Source organism: Burkholderia ambifaria AMMD (assembly GCF_000203915.1).
Taxonomy (GTDB): domain Bacteria; phylum Pseudomonadota; class Gammaproteobacteria; order Burkholderiales; family Burkholderiaceae; genus Burkholderia; species Burkholderia ambifaria.
Genome location: NC_008391.1, coordinates 1,147,595 through 1,172,630, shown reverse-complemented (window position 1 = coordinate 1,172,630; position 25,036 = coordinate 1,147,595). Strand labels below are relative to the sequence as shown.

Annotated in this window: 22 protein-coding genes; 14 read left to right on the top strand and 8 right to left on the bottom strand. The window is 67.7% G+C overall.

The features are described from left to right. Nucleotides 1-175: 175 nt before the first annotated feature. Nucleotides 176-1,414 carry a diaminopimelate decarboxylase gene (lysA, locus tag BAMB_RS21260; RefSeq protein WP_011659232.1) on the bottom strand — a complete coding sequence of 413 codons (1,239 nt, stop codon included), beginning with the start codon at nt 1,412-1,414 and terminating at the stop codon, nt 176-178. 109 nt (nt 1,415-1,523) lie between these two features. On the opposite strand from lysA, the gene BAMB_RS21255 reads away from it, so the two are divergent. Both BAMB_RS21255 and BAMB_RS21250 read left to right on the top strand, forming a co-directional pair. Then, nucleotides 1,524-2,438, top strand: a complete 915-nt coding sequence (locus BAMB_RS21255; protein ID WP_011659231.1) for a LysR family transcriptional regulator — start codon at nt 1,524-1,526, stop codon at nt 2,436-2,438. A 110-nt stretch (nt 2,439-2,548) separates the two neighbouring features. Continuing rightward, nucleotides 2,549-3,148, top strand: a complete 600-nt coding sequence (locus tag BAMB_RS21250; protein WP_011659230.1) for a GNAT family N-acetyltransferase — start codon at nt 2,549-2,551, stop codon at nt 3,146-3,148. Between the two features lie 117 nt (nt 3,149-3,265). Here BAMB_RS21250 and BAMB_RS21245 read toward each other — a convergent pair whose 3' ends face one another. Continuing rightward, nucleotides 3,266-3,838 (bottom strand): DUF4142 domain-containing protein, encoded by a 573-nt coding sequence (locus BAMB_RS21245; protein ID WP_011659229.1) that lies wholly within the window; start codon nt 3,836-3,838, stop codon nt 3,266-3,268. A 412-nt stretch (nt 3,839-4,250) separates the two neighbouring features. Next, entirely contained in the window at nt 4,251-4,874 is a 624-nt protein-coding gene (locus BAMB_RS21240; RefSeq protein ID WP_041491672.1) for an HAD hydrolase-like protein, read from the bottom strand. Nucleotides 4,875-5,022: 148 nt separating this feature from the next. On the opposite strand from BAMB_RS21240, the gene BAMB_RS21235 reads away from it, so the two are divergent. Both BAMB_RS21235 and BAMB_RS21230 read left to right on the top strand, forming a co-directional pair. Further along, on the top strand, nt 5,023-5,466 hold the full coding sequence (locus BAMB_RS21235; protein WP_011659227.1) for a GNAT family N-acetyltransferase: 444 nt from the start codon (nt 5,023-5,025) through the stop codon (nt 5,464-5,466). Nucleotides 5,467-5,521: 55 nt separating this feature from the next. Beyond that, the gene (locus BAMB_RS21230) at nt 5,522-5,740 is read left to right on the top strand and encodes a DUF1653 domain-containing protein (protein WP_011659226.1); all 219 of its coding nucleotides are present in this window, start codon (nt 5,522-5,524) and stop codon (nt 5,738-5,740) included. Nucleotides 5,741-5,842: 102 nt separating this feature from the next. Here BAMB_RS21230 and BAMB_RS21225 read toward each other — a convergent pair whose 3' ends face one another. Continuing rightward, nucleotides 5,843-7,054, bottom strand: coding sequence for a winged helix-turn-helix domain-containing protein (locus BAMB_RS21225; protein WP_011659225.1), 1,212 nt, complete (start codon nt 7,052-7,054; stop codon nt 5,843-5,845). A 348-nt stretch (nt 7,055-7,402) separates the two neighbouring features. Next, nucleotides 7,403-8,791 (bottom strand): MFS transporter, encoded by a 1,389-nt coding sequence (locus BAMB_RS21220; protein ID WP_045554961.1) that lies wholly within the window; start codon nt 8,789-8,791, stop codon nt 7,403-7,405. A gap of 319 nt (nt 8,792-9,110) precedes the next feature. On the opposite strand from BAMB_RS21220, the gene treA reads away from it, so the two are divergent. Then, the gene (treA, locus tag BAMB_RS21215; protein WP_011659223.1) at nt 9,111-10,865 is read left to right on the top strand and encodes an alpha,alpha-trehalase TreA; all 1,755 of its coding nucleotides are present in this window, start codon (nt 9,111-9,113) and stop codon (nt 10,863-10,865) included. Nucleotides 10,866-10,958: 93 nt separating this feature from the next. On the opposite strand, the gene BAMB_RS21210 is transcribed toward treA, so the two are convergent. Together BAMB_RS21210 and BAMB_RS21205 are read right to left on the bottom strand one after the other, a co-directional pair. After that, complete coding sequence (locus BAMB_RS21210) at nt 10,959-12,437, bottom strand: carbohydrate porin (protein ID WP_011659222.1); 1,479 nt, start codon at nt 12,435-12,437, stop codon at nt 10,959-10,961. A 111-nt stretch (nt 12,438-12,548) separates the two neighbouring features. Continuing rightward, the gene (locus tag BAMB_RS21205; protein WP_011659221.1) at nt 12,549-12,821 is read right to left on the bottom strand and encodes a hypothetical protein; all 273 of its coding nucleotides are present in this window, start codon (nt 12,819-12,821) and stop codon (nt 12,549-12,551) included. A gap of 1,064 nt (nt 12,822-13,885) precedes the next feature. Here BAMB_RS21205 and BAMB_RS35450 point away from each other — a divergent pair. Together BAMB_RS35450 and BAMB_RS21200 are read left to right on the top strand one after the other, a co-directional pair. Beyond that, entirely contained in the window at nt 13,886-14,023 is a 138-nt protein-coding gene (locus BAMB_RS35450) for a hypothetical protein (protein ID WP_166488187.1), read from the top strand. A gap of 101 nt (nt 14,024-14,124) precedes the next feature. Then, nucleotides 14,125-15,771, top strand: a complete 1,647-nt coding sequence (locus BAMB_RS21200) for an NRAMP family divalent metal transporter (protein WP_011659219.1) — start codon at nt 14,125-14,127, stop codon at nt 15,769-15,771. Between the two features lie 78 nt (nt 15,772-15,849). Here the strand turns inward: BAMB_RS21200 and BAMB_RS21195 are convergent, their stop codons facing one another. Continuing rightward, entirely contained in the window at nt 15,850-16,755 is a 906-nt protein-coding gene (locus tag BAMB_RS21195) for a helix-turn-helix transcriptional regulator (RefSeq protein WP_011659218.1), read from the bottom strand. 279 nt (nt 16,756-17,034) lie between these two features. Here BAMB_RS21195 and BAMB_RS21190 point away from each other — a divergent pair, with 279 nt between their 5' ends. From BAMB_RS21190 to BAMB_RS21160, 7 genes are all read left to right on the top strand, one after another. Beyond that, nucleotides 17,035-17,868 carry a helix-turn-helix transcriptional regulator gene (locus tag BAMB_RS21190; protein ID WP_011659217.1) on the top strand — a complete coding sequence of 278 codons (834 nt, stop codon included), beginning with the start codon at nt 17,035-17,037 and terminating at the stop codon, nt 17,866-17,868. Between the two features lie 238 nt (nt 17,869-18,106). Next, the gene (sctV, locus tag BAMB_RS21185) at nt 18,107-20,311 is read left to right on the top strand and encodes a type III secretion system export apparatus subunit SctV (RefSeq protein ID WP_041491671.1); all 2,205 of its coding nucleotides are present in this window, start codon (nt 18,107-18,109) and stop codon (nt 20,309-20,311) included. After that, nucleotides 20,308-20,586: a type III secretion system export apparatus subunit SctS gene (gene sctS, locus BAMB_RS21180; RefSeq protein ID WP_011659215.1), complete on the top strand. Its 279-nt coding sequence runs from the start codon at nt 20,308-20,310 to the stop codon at nt 20,584-20,586. The genes sctV and sctS overlap by 4 nt, the downstream gene beginning before the upstream one ends. Beyond that, nucleotides 20,586-22,631, top strand: coding sequence for a type III secretion system outer membrane ring subunit SctC (gene sctC, locus BAMB_RS21175; RefSeq protein WP_011659214.1), 2,046 nt, complete (start codon nt 20,586-20,588; stop codon nt 22,629-22,631). The genes sctS and sctC overlap by 1 nt, the downstream gene beginning before the upstream one ends. Further along, nucleotides 22,612-23,970 carry a type III secretion system inner membrane ring subunit SctD gene (gene sctD, locus BAMB_RS21170; protein ID WP_011659213.1) on the top strand — a complete coding sequence of 453 codons (1,359 nt, stop codon included), beginning with the start codon at nt 22,612-22,614 and terminating at the stop codon, nt 23,968-23,970. The genes sctC and sctD overlap by 20 nt, the downstream gene beginning before the upstream one ends. A gap of 148 nt (nt 23,971-24,118) precedes the next feature. Continuing rightward, nucleotides 24,119-24,340 (top strand): hypothetical protein, encoded by a 222-nt coding sequence (locus BAMB_RS21165; RefSeq protein WP_041491501.1) that lies wholly within the window; start codon nt 24,119-24,121, stop codon nt 24,338-24,340. 124 nt (nt 24,341-24,464) lie between these two features. Continuing rightward, complete coding sequence (locus BAMB_RS21160; protein WP_041491500.1) at nt 24,465-24,947, top strand: hypothetical protein; 483 nt, start codon at nt 24,465-24,467, stop codon at nt 24,945-24,947. The last annotated feature ends 89 nt before the right edge of the window (nt 24,948-25,036 follow it).

The window sequence follows — 25,036 nt, the reverse complement described above, 5'->3', positions numbered from 1 at the left end:
GGTGCACGCGATCTGCTGCGGTTGCACGCGATGTGCAGCATTCGGTGCTACGCCATGTTCGAGCGGTTGCCCCGAGCACCCACCGCCGAAAAGCAAAACGGCCACGCATGCCGGTAGCGGCAAGCGTGGCCGTTGGCGTCCGGTCGATCGAACGCGGCGCGAAGGCGCGTGCGTGTTACTCGAACGTTTCGAGCGCGAGCAGTTCGCCGATCGTCTGCCGGCGGCGGATCAGTCGCGGCGTGCCGCGATCGATCAGCACTTCCGGCGCGAGCGGCCGGCTGTTGTAGTTCGAGGACATCGATGCGCCGTACGCGCCCGCATCGTGCAGGAACAGCAGATCGCCGATCTGCGGTTGCGCGAGCTTGCGGTGCGTGACCACGCCGCCTGCGTCCTGCGTGAACACGTCGCCGGATTCGCACAGCGGCCCCGCGATCGCGATGTCGACGAGCGGTCGGCCGGCGGGCAGCGCGCCGTCCGGCGCATGCACGGACACCGCGTGGTAGCTGCCGTACATCGACGGACGCATCAGATCGTTGAAGCCCGCATCGATCAGCACGAAGTCGTGCTTCGGCCGGTGGTTCACGGCCTGCACTTCGGTGACGAGCGTGCCGGCCTCGGCGACGAGGAAGCGGCCCGGCTCGATCTCGATGCGCACCGCATGGCCGAGATGCCGTTCGATCCGCTTGCGCGCGGCATCCCACTGGCTGAAGTAGTGGCTGACGTCCACGCGCGGCTCGCCGTCGCGATACGGAATCGACAGCCCGCCGCCCGCGGAGATCGCTTCGATGTCGTGGCCGAGCGACGTGACGAGGTCGACCATCGCGTCGCACACTTGCGACAAGTGGCCATAGTCGACGCCCGAGCCGATATGCATGTGGATGCCGACCAGCTTCAGCCCGTACTGGCGCACGATTTCGATCGCGCGCGGCACGTCGTCGATCCAGATCCCGTGCTTGCTCTGCGGGCCGCCGGTATTGGTCTTGTTGCTGTGACCGTGGCCGAAGCCGGGATTCACGCGCAGCCACACGCGATGGCCGGGCGCGTGCTCGCCGACGCGTGCCAGCATGTCGAGCGAGCCGGCGTTCACGGTCACGCCGTGCTTCAGCACGGCGGCGAGCGTCGGGCGGTCGATCAGGTCGGCCGTGAACACGACGCCTTCCGGATCGCCTGCCGGACTGAACCCAGCAGCAAGGCTGCGCTCGATCTCGCCGAGCGACACGGCGTCGACGCACACGCGTTCGTCGCGCATCAGCTTCAGGATATGCAGGTTCGAGTTCGCCTTCTGCGCGTAGCGGATCACGTCGAACTGACGCAGTTGGGCGATGCGGTCGCGGATGACGTCGGCGTCGTACACCCACAGCGGGGTGCCGTATTGCTGCGCGAGCGTCGCGAGCTGGCGGGAATCGAGGGACATGGCGGAGGAACCGGAGCGAATGAACTGACAGCCTGAATGATGCGCCTGTTCGTCTATCCAGTAAAATGCCTGATTATCGAGGTTCGATTCATTTCTGATATAGAAGGCCATGCTTACACACCGGCACATCGAGGTTTTCCGCGCGCTGATGGTCACCGGCAGCACGACGCGTGCGGCCGAGATGCTCTATACGTCGCAGCCCACGATCAGCCGCGAGCTCGCGCGGATGGAGCAGGTGATCGGCTTCGCGCTGTTCGAGCGCTCGCATGGCCGGCTGCGGCCGACGATGGCCGCGCTCACGCTGTTCGACGACGTGCGGCTCGCGTATGTGGGGCTCGAGCGTGTCGCGGCGACGGCCGCGCGGCTGCGCGAGTTTCGCGACGGGCAGCTGTCGGTGATCGCGCTGCCGGCGTTTTCGCATGCGATCCTGCCCGGCGCGTGCCGGCGCTTTCATGACGCGCATGCGGGCGTCAGCGTGTCGGTCGCAACGCAGGAGTCGCCGGTGCTCGAAGAGTGGCTGACCGCGCAGCGCTACGATCTCGGGTTGACCGAACACGACGTCGCGCCGGCCGGCACCGTGCTCACGCCGCTGCTCGAAGTCGACGAGGTGTGCGTGCTGCCCGACGGCCATCCGCTGCTCGCGCGGCGCGCGATCGATCTCGCGGATCTCGCCGATCGTCCGTTCGTGAGCCTGTCGCTGAACGACCCGTACCGGATCCTGATCGACGAGGCGTTCGCGCAGCTCGGCGTCGCGCCGCGCTCGGTGGTCGAGACGCCATCGGCCGTGTCGGTGTGCGCGTTCGTGCGGCAGGGGCTCGGCGCCGCGATCGTCAATCCGCTGACCGCGCTCGATTTCGTCGGGCGCGACCTGCACGTGCGGCCGCTCACGCGCTCGTTTCCGTATCGCGTCAGCGTGATCGTGCCCGAGCACCGGCCGAAGAGCCTGCTCGTCGACGCCTTCGCCGATGCGCTGAGCGGCGAAGCGAAGGCGATTCGCGAACGGCTCGCCGCGCTGCCCGGCTGACGCCGGCCGTATGATGGGCGTTTCGATGTGCGTTCGATGTGCGTTTCGATGTACGTTTCGCCGCGCACGGCGTCCTCCTCCTCGTCACCTTCACGGCAACGGAACCCGTCATGACCGACGCTTCGTCTTCTCTCGAACAACCGACGCTTACCGGCGAGCGCGTCGTATTGCGGCCGCTCCATGCATCCGACCGGCAGGCGCTGCTCGGCGCCGCGGCGGACGGTGAGCTATGGAATCTGAAGGTCACGGTCGTGCCGGGCGAAGACACGGTCGATGCCTATATCGACACCGCGCTGCAAGGCCGCGCGGCCGGCACGGTGATGCCGTTCGTGATCGTCGAGCGTGCGTCGGGCCGCGCGATCGGCAGCACGCGTTTCTGGAAGATCGATCGCAACAATCGCAAGCTCGAGATCGGCCATACGTGGCTGAGCGAATCGGCGCAGCGCACGCGCGCGAATACCGAAGCGAAATGGTTGTTGCTCGCGTACGCGTTCGACACGCTGAAATGCGTGCGCGTGCAGTTCACGACCGACGAACTGAACGAGAAGTCACGCGCGGCGATTCTGCGGCTCGGCGCGAAGCAGGAAGGGATCGTGCGTCACGAACGGATCATGCCCGACGGCCGCAAGCGCAATTCGGTGCGCTTCAGCATCATCGACGACGAATGGCCTGAGGTGAGCGAACGGTTGCGGGCGAAGCTCGCGACGTAACGCGAAGCGTGCCGCAGGCGTCGCGCCGCCGGAGAGGGGAACGGCGACGCGACGAGAGGGAAGCGGGGGGCCGCGCAGGTTGCGCGGCGGGTTATCGCCTGACTGGCGTGACTGGCGTTACTGCGCCGATGCGAGGTGATGACGTTGCGCGAGCTTCTGCGCTTCCGCGTAGTGGGCCTGCAGGATCGGCAGCGACTGGCGTGCGACTTCCTTCAGCTTCGTGTCGCGGCCCGATGCGATTTCGGCCTGGAATGCCGAGATCGTTTTCTGCTGGCCGGCGAGCGCGACCTGCTCGATGTACGCCTTGTCGAATTCCGCGCCGCGCAGCGTCTTGATGCTGTCCAGCACGGTCGTGTCGGGGTCGTTGGCCGGCACGTCGATGCCGCGCGGGCTGGCCGCGCGCATCGACTGGATGATCTTCGCATCCTCGGTCGACACGCGTTGCGCAAACGCCTTCACCTGGCTGTCCGACGTGCGCGAATCGGCGATGCGTGCGGCGTCGCGCTGCGTCGACACGGTTTTCGTGCCGTCCGTGATGAAGGTCTGGTCGGCTTCGTGGATGCGCGTTTGCGTGGCGGCGGTCGGTGCGGCCGGCGCCGGTTGAGCGGTTTGCGCGGTCGCCGTCACGGCGACGAGAAGCAGGCCAGCGGCAGACAATGCAAGGCGCGAGATTTGGGGAAAGCGATTCATGGGACCTCCTCGATCGGGGCTCTGATTAATGGGCGGATCGCGTGATCCGCGGCTGTGCGAGAGACCGGGCGCGCCCGGGCCGGACTCGTTCGCCGCTCTGCCGCGGCGGCGTTCGAAGTGTTTCCCGGCCCGACTGATTCTAGGAGAGCGCTCCCGTAGCAGGTGCAACCGCGCTGTGGTTTGTGTAACGGTTGGTAAGACCAATCGAGGCGTGTGCGCGCGGACAGGTAGGGCGTACCTATCGCGTGCATCGTGGCGGCAATTTTTGCGTGCGCGACACGCATGCGATGGATGCGATGTGCGCACGTGTCATCGGCGTTTCATCGATCGGTGTTTCATCGTCTTGCGGGGAGGGTATCGGGTGGGTGCGTCGCGATGCGTCGAATCAGAGCGCGCCATTCGCACCACACCGTCAAACGCGATCGAGCAGTGCGTCGAGATGCGGCAGCAATGGCGTTGCGCAATGCGCCTGCAACGCGTCGGGGGCCGTGTAACCCCATGCGACGCCCTGGAATGCAATGCGCGCACGGCGCGCCGCTTCGGCATCGCGGATTTCATCGCCGACATACAGCACGTCGTCGGGCTGCATGCCGGCTTCGCGCACGAGCGCACGCAGCCGGCGCGCCTTGCCGAACAGCGGAATGCCGCAGGCGAACGTATCGACGCATCGGCTCGCGTGCGGGCCGAGCCGGTCGCGCACGATGTCCTCGGTGTTCGACGTCGCGATCGCGATGCGGATGCCGCGCGCGGCGAGTGCATCGAAGGTCGCGTCGACGCCGGGGAACAGCTTCACATGCGTGATGCGCGGCCGCATCAGCCGGCGCATGTCGATCGTCACGCTCGGCACTTTCCACATCGGCACCTCGAGCGCGCGGATGATCTCGCGCGCCGACATACCGCGCAGCGCGGGGCGCAACTCGGGCGTCGCGTCGCGAAAGCCGTGCATGCGCGACGCCTCTGTGAGCGCCGCGAGAAAGCAGTCGAGCGAATCGGCGAGGGTGCCGTCAAAGTCGAACGCGATGAGTCGATAGGGCATGAAGTGATGCGGCAGGTTCATCGAGCTGCCGACGATATCACTGAATTCAGCTTCGTTGCCTGCACGACGGGTTGTGCAAGCCTCGCTTGTCGCCCACCCCGCGCCGCGCTATCGTTGCTGCTCCGCCCGACCCGACCGGAGAGCCGACGTGCCCGCAGCCCCATCCGCCACGCTGAGATTTTCCACCGACAAGCGCGAACTCGACATCGACGCGATCTTCGATTTCCTGCATCGCGACGCGTACTGGTCGCAGGGCATTCCGCGCGACGTCGTCGAGCGTGCGATCGACGGCTCGCTGTGCTTCGGCGCGTATGTCGGCGACCGGCTCGTCGGGTTTGCGCGGCTCGTGACCGATCACGCGACGTTTGCGTACCTCTGCGACGTATTCGTGTTGCCGGCCGAGCGCGGCAACGGCTACGGCCGCGCGCTGATCGATCACGTGTTCGCGCAGCCGATGGTGCAAAGCCTGCGCCGCATCATGCTCGCGACGACCGATGCGCATGAGCTGTACCGGCCGGTCGGATTCGGCCCCCCCGCGAATCCCGAGCGGCTGATGGAGATCCGTCGCCCCGACATCTACGCGAAGCGCTGACGCGCGGCGAGCGCATACAATACGCGCTTTCGTTTTTGCCGAAGGAAAGCAGATCATGACCGAACAGGAAGCCGAACAGCTCGCCACGCATCGTCACTACAAGGGCGGGCTGTATCGCTACATCGGCGTCGCCCGTCATTCCGAAACCGAGGAATCGGTGGTTGTGTACGAGCATCTTTGGCCGCATGCGCGCGGCCTGTGGGTACGCCCGGAAACGATGTTCAACGAGAACCTGCCGGACGGCACCCCGCGTTTTCGCAAGCTGCGCGACTGAGCGGTAGCAGGCGGCTGACACCGAGCGCGTCGCCGCACACGCGCAAGCGGCACGCGCCACGCGCATCATTGCCGCCCGGCGCTCGGCGTGAATCTGCCAGCCTCAAGCGCCGGCCAGCGCCTTCATCAATTCGGGCGGCGCGTGCGCGACCGTCACGTCCGGCGTGCCATGCCACGCCGCCAGCCGCTTCACGGCCTTCGCGACGTCGGCCGCCATTCCCGTGCCGAACCGCACGCCCGGCTCGACATGCACGGCCTTCAACTCGAACGTGCCGAGCACCCGATGCGCTTTCGCGTCGACGCGTCCGATCAGCCGGCCGCGATGCAGCACCGGCAGGCAGAAATAGCCGTAACGCCGCTTGTGCGCCGGCGTATAGCACTCGATCGTGTAGTCGAACCCGAACAGCGTCGACGCACGCCGGCGGTCCCACACCACCGGATCGAACGGCGACAGCAGCGTCGTGACCGTCGAGCGCAGCGTGTCGGCCGCGGCGGCCGGCAGCAGCGCTTCGAGCGAGCGATGCACGTAGGCCGGCTCCTTCCAGCCGGCGATCTCCACCGGAATCAACTCGCCCGCGCCGGCGAGGTGCTCGAGCTCCGCGCGGTACGACCGGCGCGGCAGCCGGTAGTAATCGGCCACCCAGTCCGCGCGCACGACGCCGAGCGCGCGGCACGTATAGTCGAGCAGCGCGGGCAGCACCGCGTCGCGCGGCGGCAGGTCGCGCCCATCGTCCCAGCCGGGCAGCACGCGCTCGCGCACGTCGTAGATGCGCTGGAAATTGCGGCGTTCAGACACCATCAGCTCGCCGGTCGTGAACAGCACGTCCAGGTGTTTCTTCTCCGGCTTGCGATCCCACCATCCGTTGCCCTTCACGCCGTCCTCGCGGATGAAATCCGCCGACCGCACCGGGCCTTCGTCGCGAATCCGCGCGAGCAGCCGTTCGATGTCGGCGCGGTTCTGTTCGTGCCATTCGGCCGCGTATTTCCAGCCCATCCCCGACGGATCGAGCATCTTGTAGCGCATCAGCCCGAACTGCTCGATCGGCAGGAAGCACGCTTCGTGCGACCAGTATTCGAACAGGCGCGCCTCGGCGAGATGTTCGTCGAGCCATTGCGGGGCGAAGTTGCCGAGACGGCTGAACAGCACGAGATACGGGCTGCGCGCGACGACGTGAATGGTATCGATCTGTAGCTGCGCCATCCGGCGGATCGTGTCGAGCACGTCGGCCTTGGTGGCCTTGCGGCGGGGCGGAGTCAGCAGGCCCTGCGCGGCGAGATGCAGCGCGCGGGCGGCGGCAGGCGAAAGCGTAAGCATCGGAGCGGCGGCTGAGGGTGACGGTCGGGCACCACTTTAGCGCGAAAGCGGCGCACACGTGCGGCCCGCACGCGCGCGGCGTCTGACAATGCTTGACAGATGCGCGGCGCGACTTTCCCTATAGTGGGACATGGCGCGACGAATGATGCGCGCAACGATTCCGCTTCCGACGCACATATGTCCATGGCACGCAGGAAGCAGATCCGGGATTCTCAATCCCCAACGAGAGACCCGGAGCCCTGAGCGGACATCCATACGGCCACGCACCGGCCCCGTGTGGATGTCCGCTGATTTTTTTGGTTTTCCGGTTTCTTTAGCCGCCTGCCCGTTCCCGCCCGCGTTGCCCGTTCATTGCCGCTTGCCGCGCGCGACTTCGTCGCCGGCGCCCGGCGGCAGCCGCCGCGTGATCGGAATCGACGCGAACGAACACAGCCCGACCACGACGAACGCGGGCCAGAAATCCGACCACACCATCGTCTGATGGCCCTGCAGCCAGTGCGATACGTGCAGCACGAGGCCGGCGACCGTCACGCCGAGCCCGAGCGACATCTGCTGCACGACGCTGCCGAGGCTCGTCGCGCGGCCCGCGTCGGCCTGCGAGATATCCGCGTAGATCATCGAATTCAGGCTCGTGAACTGCAGCGCGGGGAAGATGCCGCCGACCAGCACGATCATCCAGATTGCCCAGGTGGGCATGCCCGGATGGAACACGCCGTATGCGGCGATCGCGAGCCCCGCGAACGCGGCGTTGTAGATCAGCACCGTGCGAAAGCCGAAGCGGCGCAGCGTATGGGTGGCCGTCGAGCGGCTCACCGCGCCGCCGAGCGCGGATGCGCACGTGATCAGCCCGGAGTGGAACGCGCTCATGCCGAGGCCTTCCTGCAGCGCGAGCGGCAGCAGGAACGGCACCGCGCCGAGGCCGATGCGGAACAGCGACCCGCCGACCACGCTCGCGTGGTAGGTCGGAATCTTCAGGAAACTGAGGTCGAGCACGGGCCGTTCCTTGCGGCGCGCGTACGGCACGTAGAGCGCGAGCATCACCGCGCCGGCCGCGCACATCATGAGCGCGTTGCCGCGCGACGTGAGCGAGCCGTCGATCAGCGTGAGGCCCATCAGCAGCAGCGCGGCGCCGCTCGCCGACAGCAGGAAGCCGAACCAGTCGAGCGGGCCCGGGTCGGGCTCGTGCGTGTTCGCGATGTGCTTGCTGGCGACGTAGATCCCGTAGATGCCGATCGGCACGTTGATGAAGAAGATCATCCGCCAGTGCAGGTAGGTCGTGATGAAGCCGCCGACGAGCGGCCCGAGCGTGGGCCCGAACAGCGCGGGAATCGCGAGGTAGTTCATCGCGCGCACGAGATCGGAGCGCGGCACCGCGCGGAAGATGATGATCCGGCCGACCGGCACCATCATCGCGCCGCCGACGCCCTGCACGAAGCGCGCGAACGTGAGCACGCCGAGGGAGTTGGAGGCCGCGCACATCAGCGAGCCGACGACGAAGATGCCGATCGCGGTGCGGAATACGGAGCGCGCGCTGAAGCGGTCGGCGAGCCATCCGCAGATCGGGATGAAGACGCCGAGGCCGACCACGTAGGCCGTGATCGCGATGTTCAGTGTGACGGGATTGTGTCCGAAGTCCCTCGCCATCGCGGGGAGTGCGGTGACGATGATGTTCGCGTCGACGCTTTCCATGAACAACGCACAGGCAACGATGAGCGGTGCTAGAAAGACGGGCGACATGAGCAGGGCGCGCGGTAAAGACGCCATTATGCCCACAATGTGGTCGTTGCGTCACGTGAGGCAACGCCTGTTTCGCATGTTGCAACAGTCGTTCCTGTTACGGTGTGCGGCAAAAGAGACGACTGCGGCGCATGACATCACCGATGACGCGCGTGTGCGGGCCCGCCCGCGAAACTTGCGTGCGATGCGCGTTTCGTGCGACAGTCGGAACTCATCTGCGACATACAACGACGCGCTTCGATCGACGGCCATCGAGACGAACGCACGCGCGAACGAGACCCCTGCCGATCCACTCACCATCGAAAGGAGGGGACACGTCATGATGTCACGTCGTGCCGCATCGATCGCATCGCATCCTGCTTCACACTCGCACTCGCACTCGCACTCGCACTCGCACTCGCACTCGCACTCGCATTCATTCGCGCGCGCGCCGCGCATGCGCTGGGCCGCCGTCCTGGCCGTCGCGTACCTGGCCGTCGCCGGATGCGCGGCGCAAGCCGACAGCGCGAACCACGCGGCCACGCAGGCAGCTGTGCCGGCCTCGGCCGCGCTCGCGAATCCGGCGTCCGGCGGCACGCTGCTGCCGCCGCCGAGCCAGCTCTACGGCGACCTGTTCGTCGCGGTGCAGACCGCGCAGCTCTATCCCGACCAGAAGACCTTCGTCGATGCGACGCCCGATACCGATCCCGCGACCATCATGCAGTTGTATCAGCAACAGAAGTCGCAGCCGGGCTTCTCGCTGAAGGCGTTCGTCGACCAGCACTTCACGCCGCCGCCGGCAGGCGGCGTCACGCCGCCCGCGAACCAGACGCTGCGCCAGCACATCGACTGGCTGTGGCCGCAACTCACGCGCACCAGCACGACGGTGCCGCCGTACAGCTCGCTGATCCCGATGCCGAAGCCGTACGTGGTGCCGGGCGGCCGCTTCCGCGAAGGCTACTACTGGGATACCTATTTCACGATGCTCGGGCTGCAGGTGTCGGGGCGCGAGGATCTCGTCGACGACATGCTCGACAACTTCGCGCATCTGATCGACACGATCGGCCACATCCCGAACGGCAACCGCACGTACTACGCGAGCCGCTCTCAGCCGCCGTTCTTCGCGTACATGGTCACGCTCGCCGCACAGGCCGAAGGCGACAAGGTCTACCAGAAATACCTGCCGGCGCTGCGCAAGGAGTATGCGTACTGGATGCATGGCGAAACCACGACGCCGCGCGGGCAGGCCGCGCGCCACGTGGTCGCGATGCCGGACGGCGCGGTGCTGAACCGCTACTGGGACGCGAGCGACACGCCGCGCGACGAGTCGTATCTCGAGGACGTGACGACCGCGAAGGCTGTGCCCAATCGCCCCGCGAACGAGGTGTACCGCGACCTGCGCGCAGGCGCCGAAAGCGGCTGGGATTACAGCTCGCGCTGGTTCGGCGACGGCAAGACGCTCGCGACGATCCGCACGACGTCGATCGTGCCGGTCGACCTGAACAGCCTGATGTTCCATCTCGAGACGACGATCGTGAAGGGCTGCGCGGTCACGCACGACATCGCGTGCGTCGCGGACTTTTCCGCACGGGCGGGCCGCCGCGCGGCCGCGATCAACCACTATCTGTGGAATCGTCGCGGCTATTACGGCGACTACGACTGGCAGTTGCGCAAGCCGCGCGACGGCGTGACGGCCGCCGCGCTGTATCCGCTGTTCACGAGCGTCGCGTGGCCCGAGCGCGCGAAGGCGACCGCGCGCGAGGTGCGCAAGACGCTGCTGCAGCCGGGCGGCCTCGCGACGACGACCGTGAACACCGGCCAGCAGTGGGATGCGCCGAACGGCTGGGCGCCGCTCCAGTGGATCGCGATCGACGGGCTGCGCCGTTACGGCGACCCGGCGCTCGCGAAGGACATCGGCACGCGCTTCCTGACCGACGTGAAGCATGTGTATGCGACCGAAGGCAAGCTCGTCGAGAAGTACGTGGTCGAGGGGACGGGCGCGGGCGGTGGCGGGGGCGGCGAATATCCGCTGCAGGACGGCTTCGGCTGGACCAACGGCGTCACGCTGAAACTGCTCGGGCTGTATGGCGAGTGACGGGGCGCGCGCGTCGCGCGCCAGCAGTTGAATGCACAACGGGCCGGCGCGCCGCGCAAGCGGCAGTCCGGCCCGTGTCGCATGCGCGGTGCGTCAGAACGTGATCGTCGTGCGCACGCCGACCACCGTTTCGTCGCCGATGCGCGCGCCGGCCGCGTTCGGGTTCGGGATGCCGCCGCCCGGCCGGAAGAAGTGCTGCAGGTCGGCTTGCAATTGCCACCACGGCGTGACCTGGTACTGGTAGGTCGCCTCGATCACCGTTTCCGCGCGGCGCACCGGATAGCCAGGCGTCGTGTAGGTGCCGGTGTCGCCGTCAAGCGCACGCGCGTGCGAGCCGATCTTCGCGTAGCCGACCGCGATGCCGGCCGTATCGTTGTCGCGTCCGGCGAACGGTGCCTTCAGCGTGATGCCGGCATTCGCCGCGAAATCGACGACGTTGCGATCGCCCGGCGAGCCCATCACGCGCGCGAACACGCCGACCGAGCGCGGGCTGTCGGCCGACGGCCGCCACACCATCTGATCCGCGACCGCATAGAAGCCGTAGTTGCCGCGATGCGTGGCGGCGATCCCGTTGCTGTCGGGATTCGCGAGCGACAGCCCGTCGGTGCCGAAGCGCGGATCGTTCGCGTGCTGCGACTGATACCAGAAGCCGAGCTTGTACGTGCCCGGCAGGCCGGCCGGTGGCGGCGCCTTCGGATCGGCGGGCGGCGCGTTCAGCGCGTACTGGAGTTCGCCGATCACGAACGCACCGCTGCGCAGGTTGAAGTTGGTGCCGTGCGCGTTCAGCGATTGGGCGTCGCCGTCGCTGCGGCCGGCCGGGTTGCCGTCGAACACGCCGACCATCGCGGTCCACGCGTCGGCCGGTTTCACGCGCAGCCGCACGCCGAGCGACGACAGCGGATACGCGGGGCCGCCGGCCGGCAGGTCGGTCGCCGGCAGAACGGGCCAGCCGAACGTCGCGTTCATGAACGTCGCCGCGTACTGGCTCACCATGAACTCCTGGTCGACGCTCTGCTGGCCGACCTTCACGTCGGCCTTGCCGTCGAGAAACGCCTGCTGGTACCAGAGCTCCCACAGCCGCGTGGTCGAATTCGCCTCGATACCGGTGGCGGTCTGCAGCGTCTGCAGGTAGCGCTGCGTGAGGTTGGTGCCGTGGATCTGCAGCCCCGACACGTTGAACGTGCCGCCCGGCAGCCCGATCGCCTTCTCCGTATCGACGTTGAAGCCGAATTGGGCGACGCCCTGGTACGCACCGCCGCGATTCGTGCCGCCCGCGGCGTTGTACAGGTATTCGCTGGTTTCCTGCAGGCTCAGCGTGACGCCGTGGTCGCCGAGCACGTCGCGCAGGCCGCCCATGTTGCCGAACAGGTTCGAACGGTCCCAGAAGCCGGTGGGGGCGGGCGCGGCGGCATCGGCGGGCTGGACGGCGGCGGTGTCGCTGGCCCCGGCCGTCGATTCGGCAGCGGCGGGCGACGCCGATTGTGCGAATGCGGGCGCTGCGGCGAGGGACAGGAGAAGCGCCGTGAGCGCATCGAGTCGGCGCGTGCGCGCGGGTTCGAAACGATTCTTCATTTGTGTTCCGTTATTCGAGTGCTGGGTCGGGCTGGACAGAGGGCGGCGCGAGGCGATCGCATGCGTGCGGGCGGCGCATGGGCACACGGCCGCGCAGCGCCGCGCTGCCGCTTACGGCAGCCAGCCGCCGATACGCCATGCCTGGGCGAAGCCGAGACGCGACGCGGCCGTGCAGAGCAGCACGACGAGCGCGACGGCGGCCGCCATCGCGCCGGCCAGCATGCAGTCGAGCGGGCGCGGCGCCGCCGGCCTATGCGCGAGCGCGCTGCCGCGCCAGTTGCCGAGCGCTTCGGCGAGCGCTTCGGCGAGCGGTGAAACCGACAGGCGATCGCACGTAACGTGCAGGCGCCGCTTGAGTTTTGCGGCGAGCGATTGAAAGAACATGGCGTACCTCCGTCCGGTCCGGAGCATACCGGACGACGTGATCGAGCGTAGGCACGACGCGGCCTGCGATCGGCGGTTGGAACGTAACGGAGCGTGCGACTGACGAACCGGTGAGGCCGGTCCGGGAGGAAGCGCGCTAACCCGACGAAGCGAGCTAGCGGCGAAGGACATGCGTCCGGCTTCTATCTCGCGATGGCTTGGCCGGCCTGAGCCGGCATCGAACTACAACTAGAGCATGTGTCCACGGAGGGACTCCCTTGATGATCCGGAGCGGATTGTAGTCGCGCGTTTTGCTGCGGTGCAAGCAAAAAACGTCGGCTTTGCGCACATCGCCACAGTGTCGCAGCGGCGGGTGCGGCCTGGCCGGCGGGAGCTACAGCCGGCCGCCGGCCGCTTGCGGACACTGTTGCTCGCATGCATCGGCGGCACGCGGCGGCCCACGTGTTGAAAGGTTGCGGCGCGTCATTCCGGGCGCAAATCTTTCAGCGTCCCAGTCCGGGGAAAAATGTTCCCGGAACGGTGTTGCAGAGGGTTGACTTCCGTTTCGGCCGGTCCATAGAATCCGGCATCTTCACTCTTGGGGCCGCCGCCTTGGACGCCTGCAGTAGTCGATCTTCGAACGAAATTTCCGCCTGAGCGACCGACGTCCGCGCCTCATCGAAGCCGCCGTTTGTCCCCAGGCAAACGGTGCGCGCAGCAGTATTCCGCAGTAACCCCCTACGTGCACCCTGATTCGCGCCGGTTAGCGTGATGCCTTTGCGCATGCGCGATCCGGATTCGCCGCCGCCTGGTGCGCGGCCGCGTTCGCGCATGCGTTTCGCATGCAGCCGAACGGCGGTCAGCGCGCCGGACGGCGGTCAACCGTGTTTTCCGGAACACCGTACAGGAGCCGCCATGAACGACAGTGACAGTTGTCCCTTATGCCCGTTGCGTCAACAGACCCTTTTGAACCCGGGTCGCAGGGACATGCCGGCCGACTAGCCTGACACGTCGTTCAGGCTCCGGACTGGCCCCGCGCCCACCACGCGGCCGGCACGCATGCCGTCGCCGCCAGGAGCCAGACCATGAACTTCGGCCTTCTGCTGTCGAATCTCCCGCAAGTCATGCAATCCCGTTCGCACTACGACGCGATGCTGACCTTCGACGCCCGTCCGCGGGTGTTCTCCCGGTTGTTGAACCACCTCAAGTCGTTGTTCCACTGACGCACCGAGCGCGTCTCGGCATGCGCACGCGGGCCGTTCCGCGCGCGTATGCCAAGGCCACACGCTTGGCCGGATAAAAAACCAGCCGTACGGAATTCATCATGTCCACGCCATCCAACGTCTCTCCACCGATCGCCGTCGAGCGCAGCGCCGTGCTCGATGAAGCCCACCTGGGCGACATCCGCGGTGCCCTCGGCACGATCGCGCATCACGACACCGCCGCGCGGCGCACGTGGTGGGCGCGGCTGCGCACGCTGCTCGCGATCATCGGCCCCGGCCTGATCGTGATGGTTGGCGACAACGACGCGGGCGCATTCGGCACCTACACGCAGGCCGGCCAGAACTACGGCACGACGCTGCTGTGGACGCTGCTGCTGCTGGTGCCCGTGCTGTACGTGAACCAGGAAATGGTGCTGCGCCTCGGCGCGGTCACGCGCGTCGGCCATGCGCGCCTGATCTTCGAGCGCTTCGGCCGGTTCTGGGGCGCGTTCAGCGTGATCGACCTGTTCCTTCTCAATGCGCTGACGATCGTCACCGAGTTCATCGGCATCACGTTCGTGCTGGCTTTCTTCGGGCTCCCGAAGGTTGCGGGCGTGTGCGTGGCGGCCGCGCTGACGATGGCCGCGGTGAGTACCGGCGACTTCCGGCGCTTCGAGCGGTTCGCGATCGTGCTGTGCGTGCTGAGCCTGCTGCTCGTGCCGGTGCTCGTGTCGATCCACCCGCCGGTGTCGCAGATGTCGCGCGACTTCTTCGTGCCGACCTGGCCCGCGCACGCGAAGCTGTCCGACGTGATGCTGCTCGTGATCGGCATCGTCGGCACGACGGTCGCGCCGTGGCAGTTGTTCTTTCAGCAGAGCTACGTGATCGACAAGCGCATCACGCCGCGCTTCATGAAGTACGAGAAGGTCGACCTGTGGATCGGCATCGCGTTCGTGCTGATCGGCGCGGTCGCGATGATCGGCTTCAGCGCCGCGCTGTTCGGCGGTCATCCGGAAGCCGGCAACTTCACCGACGCGGGCGGCGTGATCGCGGGCCTCGAGAAGTATGCGGGCCGCACGGGCGCGACGCTGTTCGCGGTCGCGCTGCTCGATGCGTGCATCATCGGCGCGGCGGCGGTGTCGCTGTCGACCGCGTACGCGATCGGCGACGTGTTCAAGATCCGCCATTCGCTGCATCGCGGCGTGTCGGACGCGAAGGGCTTCTATCTCGTCTACTTCGGGATCGTCGCGGCCGCTGCCGCGCTCGTGCTGATTCCGGGGAGCCCGCTCGGCCTGTTGACCGAAGCGGTGCAGACGCTCGCGGGCGTGCTGCTGCCGAGCGCGACGGTGTTCCTGCTCGTGCTCTGCAACGATCGCCAGGTGCTCGGCCCGTGGGTCAACTCGACGAGGCTCAACGTGTTTACGGGCGCGGTGATCTGGGTGCTCGTGCTGCTGTCGATCATCCTGACCGCGTCGGTGATGTATCCGGACATCAGCGGCGAAGCGATCGTCGACGTGCTGGTCGGCGGCACGGTGCTTGCGATCGCCGGTTATCTCGCGACGGTGCTGATCCGCCGCAACAAGCGCGTCGTCGAGCCGGGCATCGATCGTGCGGCGCGCGACACGTGGCGCATGCCGCCGCTCGACTCACTCGAGCCGCAGAAGATGACGGTCGCGACGCGTGTCTGGATGGCCGTGCTGCGCGGCTATCTGGTGGTCGCGGTCGGTCTCGTGATCGTCAAGGTCGTGCAGATGACGCTGATGAAGTAACGGCGCGCGTCATCCTCGCGATGCGCCCCGCACATGCCGGCCCGCGAGGCCGGCATGTTCGCATGGGCGCGCAGCGCGTCAGATCAGCTCGAGCTTCGACGTGAGGTATGTGAGCTGGATCCGGTTCGCGACGCCGAAGCGCTTACGCAGCTTGCGCAGGTGATAGTCGACGTTGTGCGCGCTGGTGTCGAGGCGCCGGCCGATCTCCTTGTCGGATGCGCCTTCCGCGATGCCCAGCAGCAGTTCCTGCTCGAACGGCGTGAGCCCGTTCACGGCGCGCTCGCGCGATGTCGCGATCAGTTGCGGCGACGCGAACTTGTGCACCGACAGCCCGATCGACAGCGCCTGCTCGATCGTCGCCGGCGTGATCCACTCGCGCGTGCGGCGCGGCGCGGTGAAGCTCATGAACGCATGCAGCCGCGTGCCGGGCACGGCCATCGAATACATGATGCCGCTGCACATCCCGTCGTCCTGCATCGTCTGCAGGAAACCGTCGAGCGCGGCCGGCGTCACGCACGGGCCGTCGTCGCGCTCGCGATGTTCGCGGCGCAGCTGCTGCAAGTCCCACACGATCGGCATGTTGCACACGCGCGCGTCGAGCGTACGCGGATCGATGTCGTGATGGTTGTGCCGCACGTAGTCGCCGCGGTAGGTGTTCGGCGTGAACGCCTCGTGCAGATAGAGACTTTCGACGCGCTCGCGCGAGAATTCGAGCGCGAAGTACGCGAACGTCGAGAAGCCCGTCAGGTGCAGCAGGCTGGCGACGATCCGGTTGCGTTCCGCCGTGCTCTGCGCGTTCGCGAGCGTATCGGCGACGCCGAGCTTCGGCGCATGCGGCTGCGTGATGTCGCCGCGCTTCAAGTCATCGCACCAGACGACCTGCACCGGCCGCTCTCTCGATGCGTCGGCGCAGGCCGCCGTCCGGCGGGGCGAACGGGGCGCGGTTGGGGCGACCGCTTCTTCTTGCAATGCAATATCGGACATGAGCCATCCCTCGGAATCGACGCGCATCGCGTGGCGGCGGCCGTGTCGTGCACGGCGCTCGCGACGGTGCGATCGAGCATCTTTTGATATGCGCCGATCGTCATCCAGACGAAACGCGGTGGCATTGTACAAAAATGCCTGTGTGCGCGTAATATGCCGTAATACTAATGCGGACGAAAGGTTCATATCCGCACCCGTATAGAGACAACCAGAAAATCATAAAGAAAAGACCAGGTGGTGACGGGGCACGTTCACATATTGGGAAGGGGTGGGCTGCTCATGACATATGCTGACGACGCGCCACGCGTCGAGTGGTTTTCGCAAGCCGATATCGCGGCCGCTGCCGCTTATTCGAAAGAAATTCATGCATTCGAGCGCGACGTTTTTACCGGCATTCAAATCGCGCCCGGTAAATCCGACCTGAGTCTCGTCGACTTCGCCCAATGCCATGCGCGATTGCGGCAAATCGGTTTCAGCACGCTCGGCTACGGCGCCTACGAGATGATCGGGCGACGCATCCTGTGCGCGCATCTGCTGCGCGACCTCGCGCCCGCGACGTTCATGCAGCCGTATATAGACGGCATGCTCTACGAGAGCGACCCGCGTTTCGCCGAGGTGCGGCAGAGCGGCTTTCCGGTCGCGTGGCGGCTCGACGAGATCGAGTCGGCCGCGCAGGGCAGCGGAGATCGCAAGGTGCTCGCGCTGGCCGGCCATTTGCGTGCGCACGCAATGAACAGCGGCGTGATCTTCAGCCTGTCGGCGCCGCGGCTCGACTTGCGCGTCGCGGTGAACGTGACGTCGGAAGCCCACGGTACCGAATGGATCGACGATCGCGTGATCGGCGGCGCACTGTCGGTGAGTCTTGCCGTGCATCGCATCGCGCTGCCGTTTCTCGAGGCGCGCATCGCGCGCATGCGCGGCTTCGCGCTCGGCGACGAGCAGCAGCAGGTGCTCGAGCGCCTCGTGCACGGGCTGTCCGACCAGGAGATCGCCAGCGCGTTGCGCACGTCGCTGCACAAGGTCGGTCACCATATCCGTTCGCTCGAAAAACTCTTCAACGTCCAGAACCGCGCGCAGCTCGCGTACCTCGCCGCGCGCCGTCTGGAGTCCTGACCCCTTCCGTGCGCGCGGCGCCCGCCGCGCGATGGAAGCGGTTCCGGCGACGGGCGCGCGCACGCGCCACCGGGTTTCGTAGTCCGATCCGATCGTCGCCGGAAAACCGCCGCGACGCTACGAGGCGCATCCCTTTTCACGCGGTTTCCCGTCGCTACACTCGTCCCATTCAACGGTCCGAGCGACGCGGGGCATGACGGCCCGCGCCCGCCGGCAACAACGACAGGACGACGGCACGATGGCAGAACCGAAGGCGCTCCCTCGCGACTGGCAGCGGATCTTTTCCGCCGGCCGCAGCGTGTCCGGGCGGCGCCTCGGGGCGTCGCCGCGCGCCGACCTGTTTCTCGCCGGCTTCATCGTGTCGGTGGTCGCGCTGTTCATCCTGCCGCTGCCGCAGGCCGCGCTCGACGGGATGATCTCGCTGAACCTTGCGGCGAGCGTCGTGCTGCTGACGGTATCGACCTACGTGCCGTCGGCGGTCAGTTTTTCGTCGTTTCCCGCGCTGCTGCTGTTCACCACGCTGTTCCGGCTCGCGCTGAACATCGCGTCGTGCAAGCTGATCCTGCTGCACGCGAACGCGGGCCATGTGATCGACGCGTTCGGGCGGCTCGTGGTCGGCAATAACGTCGTGGTGGGCGGCGTGGTGTTCCTCGTGATCGCCGTCGTGCAGTTCATCGTGATTGCAAAGGGCTCCGAACGGGTCGCCGAAGTCGGCGCGCGCTTCTCGCTCGACGCGATGCCGGGCAAGCAGATGAGCATCGATGCGGACCTGCGCGCGGGCATCATCAGCGCCGACGAAGCGCGCGAGCGCCGCGAGAGGCTCGAGCAGGAATCGCAGATGCATGGCGCGATGGACGGCGCGATGAAGTTCGTGAAGGGCGACGCGATCGCCGGCCTCGTGATCGCGTTCATCAACATCGTCGCGGGGATCGCGGTCGGCACGCTGATGCACGGCATGGATATCGGCGAGGCGCTGCAGCGTTACGCGATCCTGACGGTCGGCGACGGGATGGCGTCGCAGATTCCGTCGCTGCTGGTGTCGATCGCGGCCGGCATCGTGACGACGCGCGTCGCGACGCGCGACACGCGGCAGCGCCAGCTCGGCGAGCAACTGGGCGAGCAGCTCGGCGCGCATCCGCGTGCGCTGCTGATCGCGGCGCTCGTGCTCGCCGGCTTTCTCGTCGTACCCGGTTTCCCGAAATGGTCGTTCGCATTGATCGCGCTCGGCCTCGGCGCGTTCGCCGTCACGCAGCTCAAGCGCAAGACGACCGCGCCGAGCTTCAACCTGATTCATATTGCCGGACGCATCGGCGCGACCGACGACGGCCAGCCCGCGAAGGTGTCGCATGCGGCGGGCGTCACGTCGCTGATCGCGGTGTCGCTGTCGGACGACCTGCGCACGACGCTGAATCTCGCGCAGCTGCAGACCGCGCTGTCGAGCGCGAAGGCGCGCGTCGACGCGGATATCGGCACGGTGTTTCCGCGCATCACGCTGAACGACGACGAGGGCGCGCCGGCCGGCACCTACCGGATCTATTTGCAGGACGTGCTCGCCGCGCATGGCGCGCTGAAGCCGGGCTGGCTGCTGTGGGACGGCGTCGCGCCGCTGCCGGAACGCGCGGAGCGCCAGCCGGCCGAGGCCTTCGGCCCGTTCGCGACCGCGCTGTGGATCAAGCCCGACGGCGCGGCGCCGGACGGCAAGTGGCTGACGAGCGAAGGCGCGCTCGCCGCGCACGTCGAGCAGGTCGTGCGCCAGCACGCGGACGAGCTGCTCGGCATCCAGGAGACGCAGGCGCTCGTGCACCTGGTGCGCCGCGAGCATCCCGAACTGGTCGGCGAACTGACGCGGCTCGTGCCGCTGCAGCGCGTGACCGAGGTGCTGCGCCGGCTGCTCGCCGAACAGGTGCCGATCCGCAACCTGCGCGTGATCTTCGAGAGCCTGATCACATGGGCGCCGAACGAACCGGACGACGTGATCGCGCTGGTCGAGCTGGTGCGCGTCGACCTGCGCCGGATGATCACCGATCGCCATGCGGGCGCGGCGCGCCAGCTGCGTGTCGTGCTGTTCGAGCAGAACCTGCAGGAGCGGATCGAGAGCGCGGTGATGCGGACCAAGCAGGGCAATTTCCTCGCGCTGTCGAGCGCGATCAAGCAGGACATCGGCGAGCAGGTGCGCGCGATCGTGCAGGCCGCGCAGGCGGCCGGCGCCGGCGGCCACGGCAATCCGCAAGGTGCGCCGCGGCTCGCGGTGATGGTCGCGCTCGGCGCGCGCCGCTACGTGAAGACGATCTTGCAGCCGGTGCTGCCCGAGCTCGCGGTGCTGTCGTACCAGGAGGTCGAGGAAGACGTGCAGCTCCATACGGTCGGCTGGGTGAAGAACCCGCCCGACGACGGCACGCTCGGCGCGGGCGCCGGCGTGCGCGCGCCCGGAGGCGTGCAATGACGAGCTCGACGATCCTCGACCTGACGCGGCAGGCGCTGATGCTGGTGCTGCTGCTGTCGTTGCCGATCGTGCTGATCGCGACCGTGACCGGCCTCGTCGTCGCGATCCTGCAGGCGGTCACGCAGGTGCAGGACGCCAACATCGGCATCGCGGTGCGGCTGATCGCCGTGATGGTCGCGCTCGTGCTGCTGTCGGGCTGGCTCGGCAGCGAGGTGTTGCGCTTCGCGCAGCAGGCGCTTGAACGCATGTTCGTTTCTTCCTCAGGAGTGCTTTGATGCGTCAACGCGTCGCCCAGATCCGGTTTCAACCGCGCCGCCTGCAACGGGTTGCGCTCGCCATGTGCGCGACCGCGCTGCTCACGGCGTCGCTGTGCGTGACGATCGCGCAGCCGGCGCGCGCGGCCGACCTGCGCTGGCGCAACAAGCCGTTCACGATCGTCGCGAACGGCAAGAAGATCGGCGACTTCATTCGCGAGCTCGCGTCGTCGCAGGGCGTGACGGCCGTGGTCGATCCGAAGGTGGACGGTGTGATCAGCGGCCGCTTCTCGGGCACGCCGCAGCAGACGCTCGATACGATCTGCTCGACCTACGGGCTCACGTGGTACTACGACGGCTCGTTCCTGTATGTCGATCCGGCCGACCAGTCGCAGACGCAGATGATTCCGATCCCGCCGAACGCGGCCGGCGAGATCGGCCGCTCGCTGCAGGCGATGCAGATTCCCGACAAGCGCTACACGCTCGTGATCAACGACCGCGCGAACAGCGTGTATGTGGCCGGCCCGCGCCGCTATGTCGAACTCGTGCGCCAGGCGGTCGGCTCGGTCGGCGATCCGTCGGCGAACGGCGCGCATGCGGACATCCGTGCGTTCCGGCTCAGGTACGGCTGGGCGTCCGATTTCACGATCAACCGCTCGGGCAAGGAAGTGACGGTGCCCGGCGTCGCGACGATCCTGCGCCGGCTGTTCGGCAAGGGCGGCGGCACGAACGAGCCGCCGTCGAGCACGCCGCTCGGGCAGGCCGCGCGCCAGGTGAAGCTCGGCTCGGGGCTGACGATCGCGGTGCCGCGGCTCGACTTCCCGGACATTTCCGGCGGCTCGCGGCAGGGCAGCTATGGCGGCGCCGACAGCGCGGCCGGCGGCTTCTCGCCGTTCTCGAACGCCGGCGGCGGCGACACGCTGCCGCAGATCGTCGCCGATCCGGCGATCAACGCGGTGATCGTGCGCGACCTGCCAGAGAACATGTATCGCTACCAGTCGCTGATCAACCAGCTCGACGAGCGGCCGCGCATCGTCGAGATCAACGTGACGATCATCGACATCAACGAGGATTCGCTCGACAGCCTCGGGATCGACTGGCGCCTGCACACGACGCATGGCGACGTGCAGATCGGCAATGGCCAGAACCCGCTGAACGGCAACACGCAGTACAACGGCGCCGGCAACCCGCCGCTGACGTTCGGCATCGGCACCTCCGAAACCGGGCAGACCGGCGCCTTTCTGCCGACCGGTATCGCGCTCACCGCTTCGATCGGCGGCTCGCTGCGCAACTACCTGCTCACGCGCGTGAACGCGCTCGCGCAGAAAGGGCAGGCACAGCTGCGCTCGAAGCCGAAGGTGCTCGCGCTCGACAATACCGAGGCGATTCTCGAGAACCTCACGCAGTTCTACGTGCAGGTGCAGGGCTACCAGGATTCGTCGCTGTACAGCGTGACGACCGGCACCAGCATCAAGGTGACGCCGATGATCGTCGACGAGGCGATCCGCAATGCGGCGGCCGTGTCGGGCAATCCGCAGAGCGTGATGATGTCGATCGACATCCAGGACGGCAACATCGTGCCGGGGCAGGCAGTGTCGAACGTGCCGGTGATCCAGCAGCGCAACATCGTCACCAAGACGATGATCGACGAAGGCAAGAGCCTGCTGATCGCGGGCTTCAACGACGACGAGGTGCGGCTGAACAAGAGCGGTGTGCCGTGGCTGTCGGACATTCCGCTGATCGGCAACCTGTTCAAGTACACCGACAAGTCGGGCAATCACATGGAGCGGTTCTATCTGCTGACGCCGCGCGTGGTGACGACCGCGGCGATGTACGCGCCGGATGGCTCGCCCGTGAACCCGGGCGCGGGCGCGCCGGCCGATCCGAACGGCGCGTCGATGTATCGCCCGCCGGACAACGACATCGCGGTGCCGCTGACGCCCGCGCCGCTGCCCGGCACGAAGTTCGGCCCGCCCGCCTTGCCGCCGCCGCCGTCGTCGGATTCGGCGTCGCAGCCCGTGGCGACGACCGCAGGAGCGTCCACCCATGTCGACGACCATCATTGAGCCGCACGGCGACGGCACAGTGCCCGGCGGCGCGGCGGCCGGGGCGGCCGCACTCGCGTCGCCGTGGAACCTGTGCTTTCTCAGCGGGCCGATGTACGGCCGCACGATGTCGCTCGCGCGCGGCGCGAACTGGGTCGGCACCGCGGCCGATTGCGAAGTGATCCTGCCCGATCGCGAGATCGGCGCGAAACAGGTATGCCTGCAGGTCGGCGCGCTCGCGGTGACCGTGCAGAACCACGGCGGCGACGGCGGCGCACCGGTGCTGTTCAACGACGAGCCGCTCGGCGCGGGCCGCCGCTCGATGACGCCGCAGGACGTCGTGACGGTCGGTTCCATCAAGCTCGGCATCGCGCGTCATGCGCAGGCGAGCGTCGCGGTGCCCGACGAGGCCGACGCGCCGGACGCCGCGCGCGAGGCCGCATGGCTCGGCTGGCTCACCGGCGGGCTGCGGCGTCTCGGCAGCCGGCGGCTCGTGATCGCGCTCGTCGCGTTGTGGATCGGCGTGCTGCTCGGCGCGCTCGGCTATGGCTTCGTCGCGTGGTCGGGCCGCCTGCCGTGGCAGCACGAATCGGTGCTCGCGCGCACGCACCGGCTGCAGCAGCAGCTGCATGCGTATCCGGAACTCGCCGTCGCGCCGCGCGACGACGGCGTGATCGTGTCGGGCTACGTGAGCGATGCTGCCGCGCGCGAACGCGTCGCGCAGATCGTCGCGGGCGTCGACAACGCGGCGCTCGGCAACATCTACGTCGTGAGCGATCTCGTCGCGACCGCGCAGACATATTTCAGCGACACGGCGCTGACGGTCACCTATCTCGGCCGCGGCCGGATCGAATTGACGGGGGCGGCCGAGCGCGCGCAGATCGAGCCGCGCATCCGCAACTACATGAAGGACGCGCGCCCGGCGCTGGAGGTGGTCGACCATGTGCGTGACGCCGATGCGGCTGCGCCGCGCACCGCGACGACGCTCGGCGGTGTCGCCGGGATTCCGGAGATCACGACCGTGTTCGCGGGCGACGGCGATCAGCGTTATATCGAGACCGTCGACGGCAGCCGCTACTTCGAAGGCGCGCGGCTGAAGGAAGGGCCGACGGTCGTGTCGATCGGGCCGGACGAAGTGGTGTTCGAGCGCAACGGGCAGCGCATCACGATGCCGCTCGGCGGTTCGTCCGCGAGCGCGCCCGGGCAGGCGCCGGCGCCGCCCGTGCCGCCGCTCGCGAGCGGTGCGGCGGCCGGGGTCGCGCAGCCGGTGCCGGGGCCGACGCTGTTGCCGGCGGCACCGGCGGCACCGGCAGGCGCGTCCGTCGCGGCCGCCGGCGCATTGAAAGGAGCGGCGCACTAGCGCCGCGACGGGACATGACAGGCGCATCGCGTTTCGCGCGGTGCGCGCAGGACGCGACACGCCGCGCACGAGCGGCGCGTCACGGTGCCGGCGGGGCATGGGGCCGCGCCGGAAAGCAGGTGATGTTCTTCACGTAAAGGAGCGAATCATGGGTGCCTCGGCAGCGGGTAATACGGGTGGTGCAACCAACACGCAGCAAGTCCAGCAACAGGCGGACGACCTGACCAAGACGCAGCTCGAACTGACGAAGATCAACTTCCAGGTTCAGCAGTCGACCGCGACGTTCGAAACCAGCAACGCAGTAACCGCGCAGGAAGGGACGGCGAACGCCCAGGTTGCGCAACACCTGAGTTCCGCCGGCCGCGCATGACGCCGGTCGCCGGCCGTGCCGCGCGACGCCACATGCCGGGGCCGCCCGTGACGGGCGCCCGGTGGGGCGTGGGTGCGTGCCGGCCGGCTTATTGCCGGCTCTGCCGGTCAAGGAGGACACGATCATGTCGATAACAGGCGTAGGCGCGGCGCCGCCGGGCGCGGCCGCGCTCGCGGGCGCCGTGCAGCAGGCGGGCACGGCGTCCGATCCGGCGCAGGTGCGCCAGTTCGATGGGTTGATGCAGCCGGGTGCGGCCGCGGCGTCGCCGTCGGCATCGGGTGTCGCGATGTCGCGTGTGGCGGCCGATGCGGCGCCGGCGGTGCAGATGACGCCCGCGACGCCCGCGCAGGCGAACCATTCGTCGCTCGTCGAGCGGTTGCGCACGTACGGCAACGATCTCGACACGCGGTACGCGAACATCGACAAGCATCGCACCGAGATGCTGACGTCGATGGCGGACAACCGCAGCGATCCGTTGATGACGATGGTGCAGGCGATGGATTTCCAGTGGACGGCGACCACCACGATTTCCGAATACCAGTTGAGCCTGTCGGTCGCGCAGGCGGCGAACGGCTTCACGCACACGGTGCTGAAGACGCAGGAGTGACCGGGATCCGTTCCTGCTCGTGACGGGCTTGCGCCGGCCGCCGGACGGGCCGGGCGCGAGGCATGGGACGACCCTGAGGTGCATGTGCC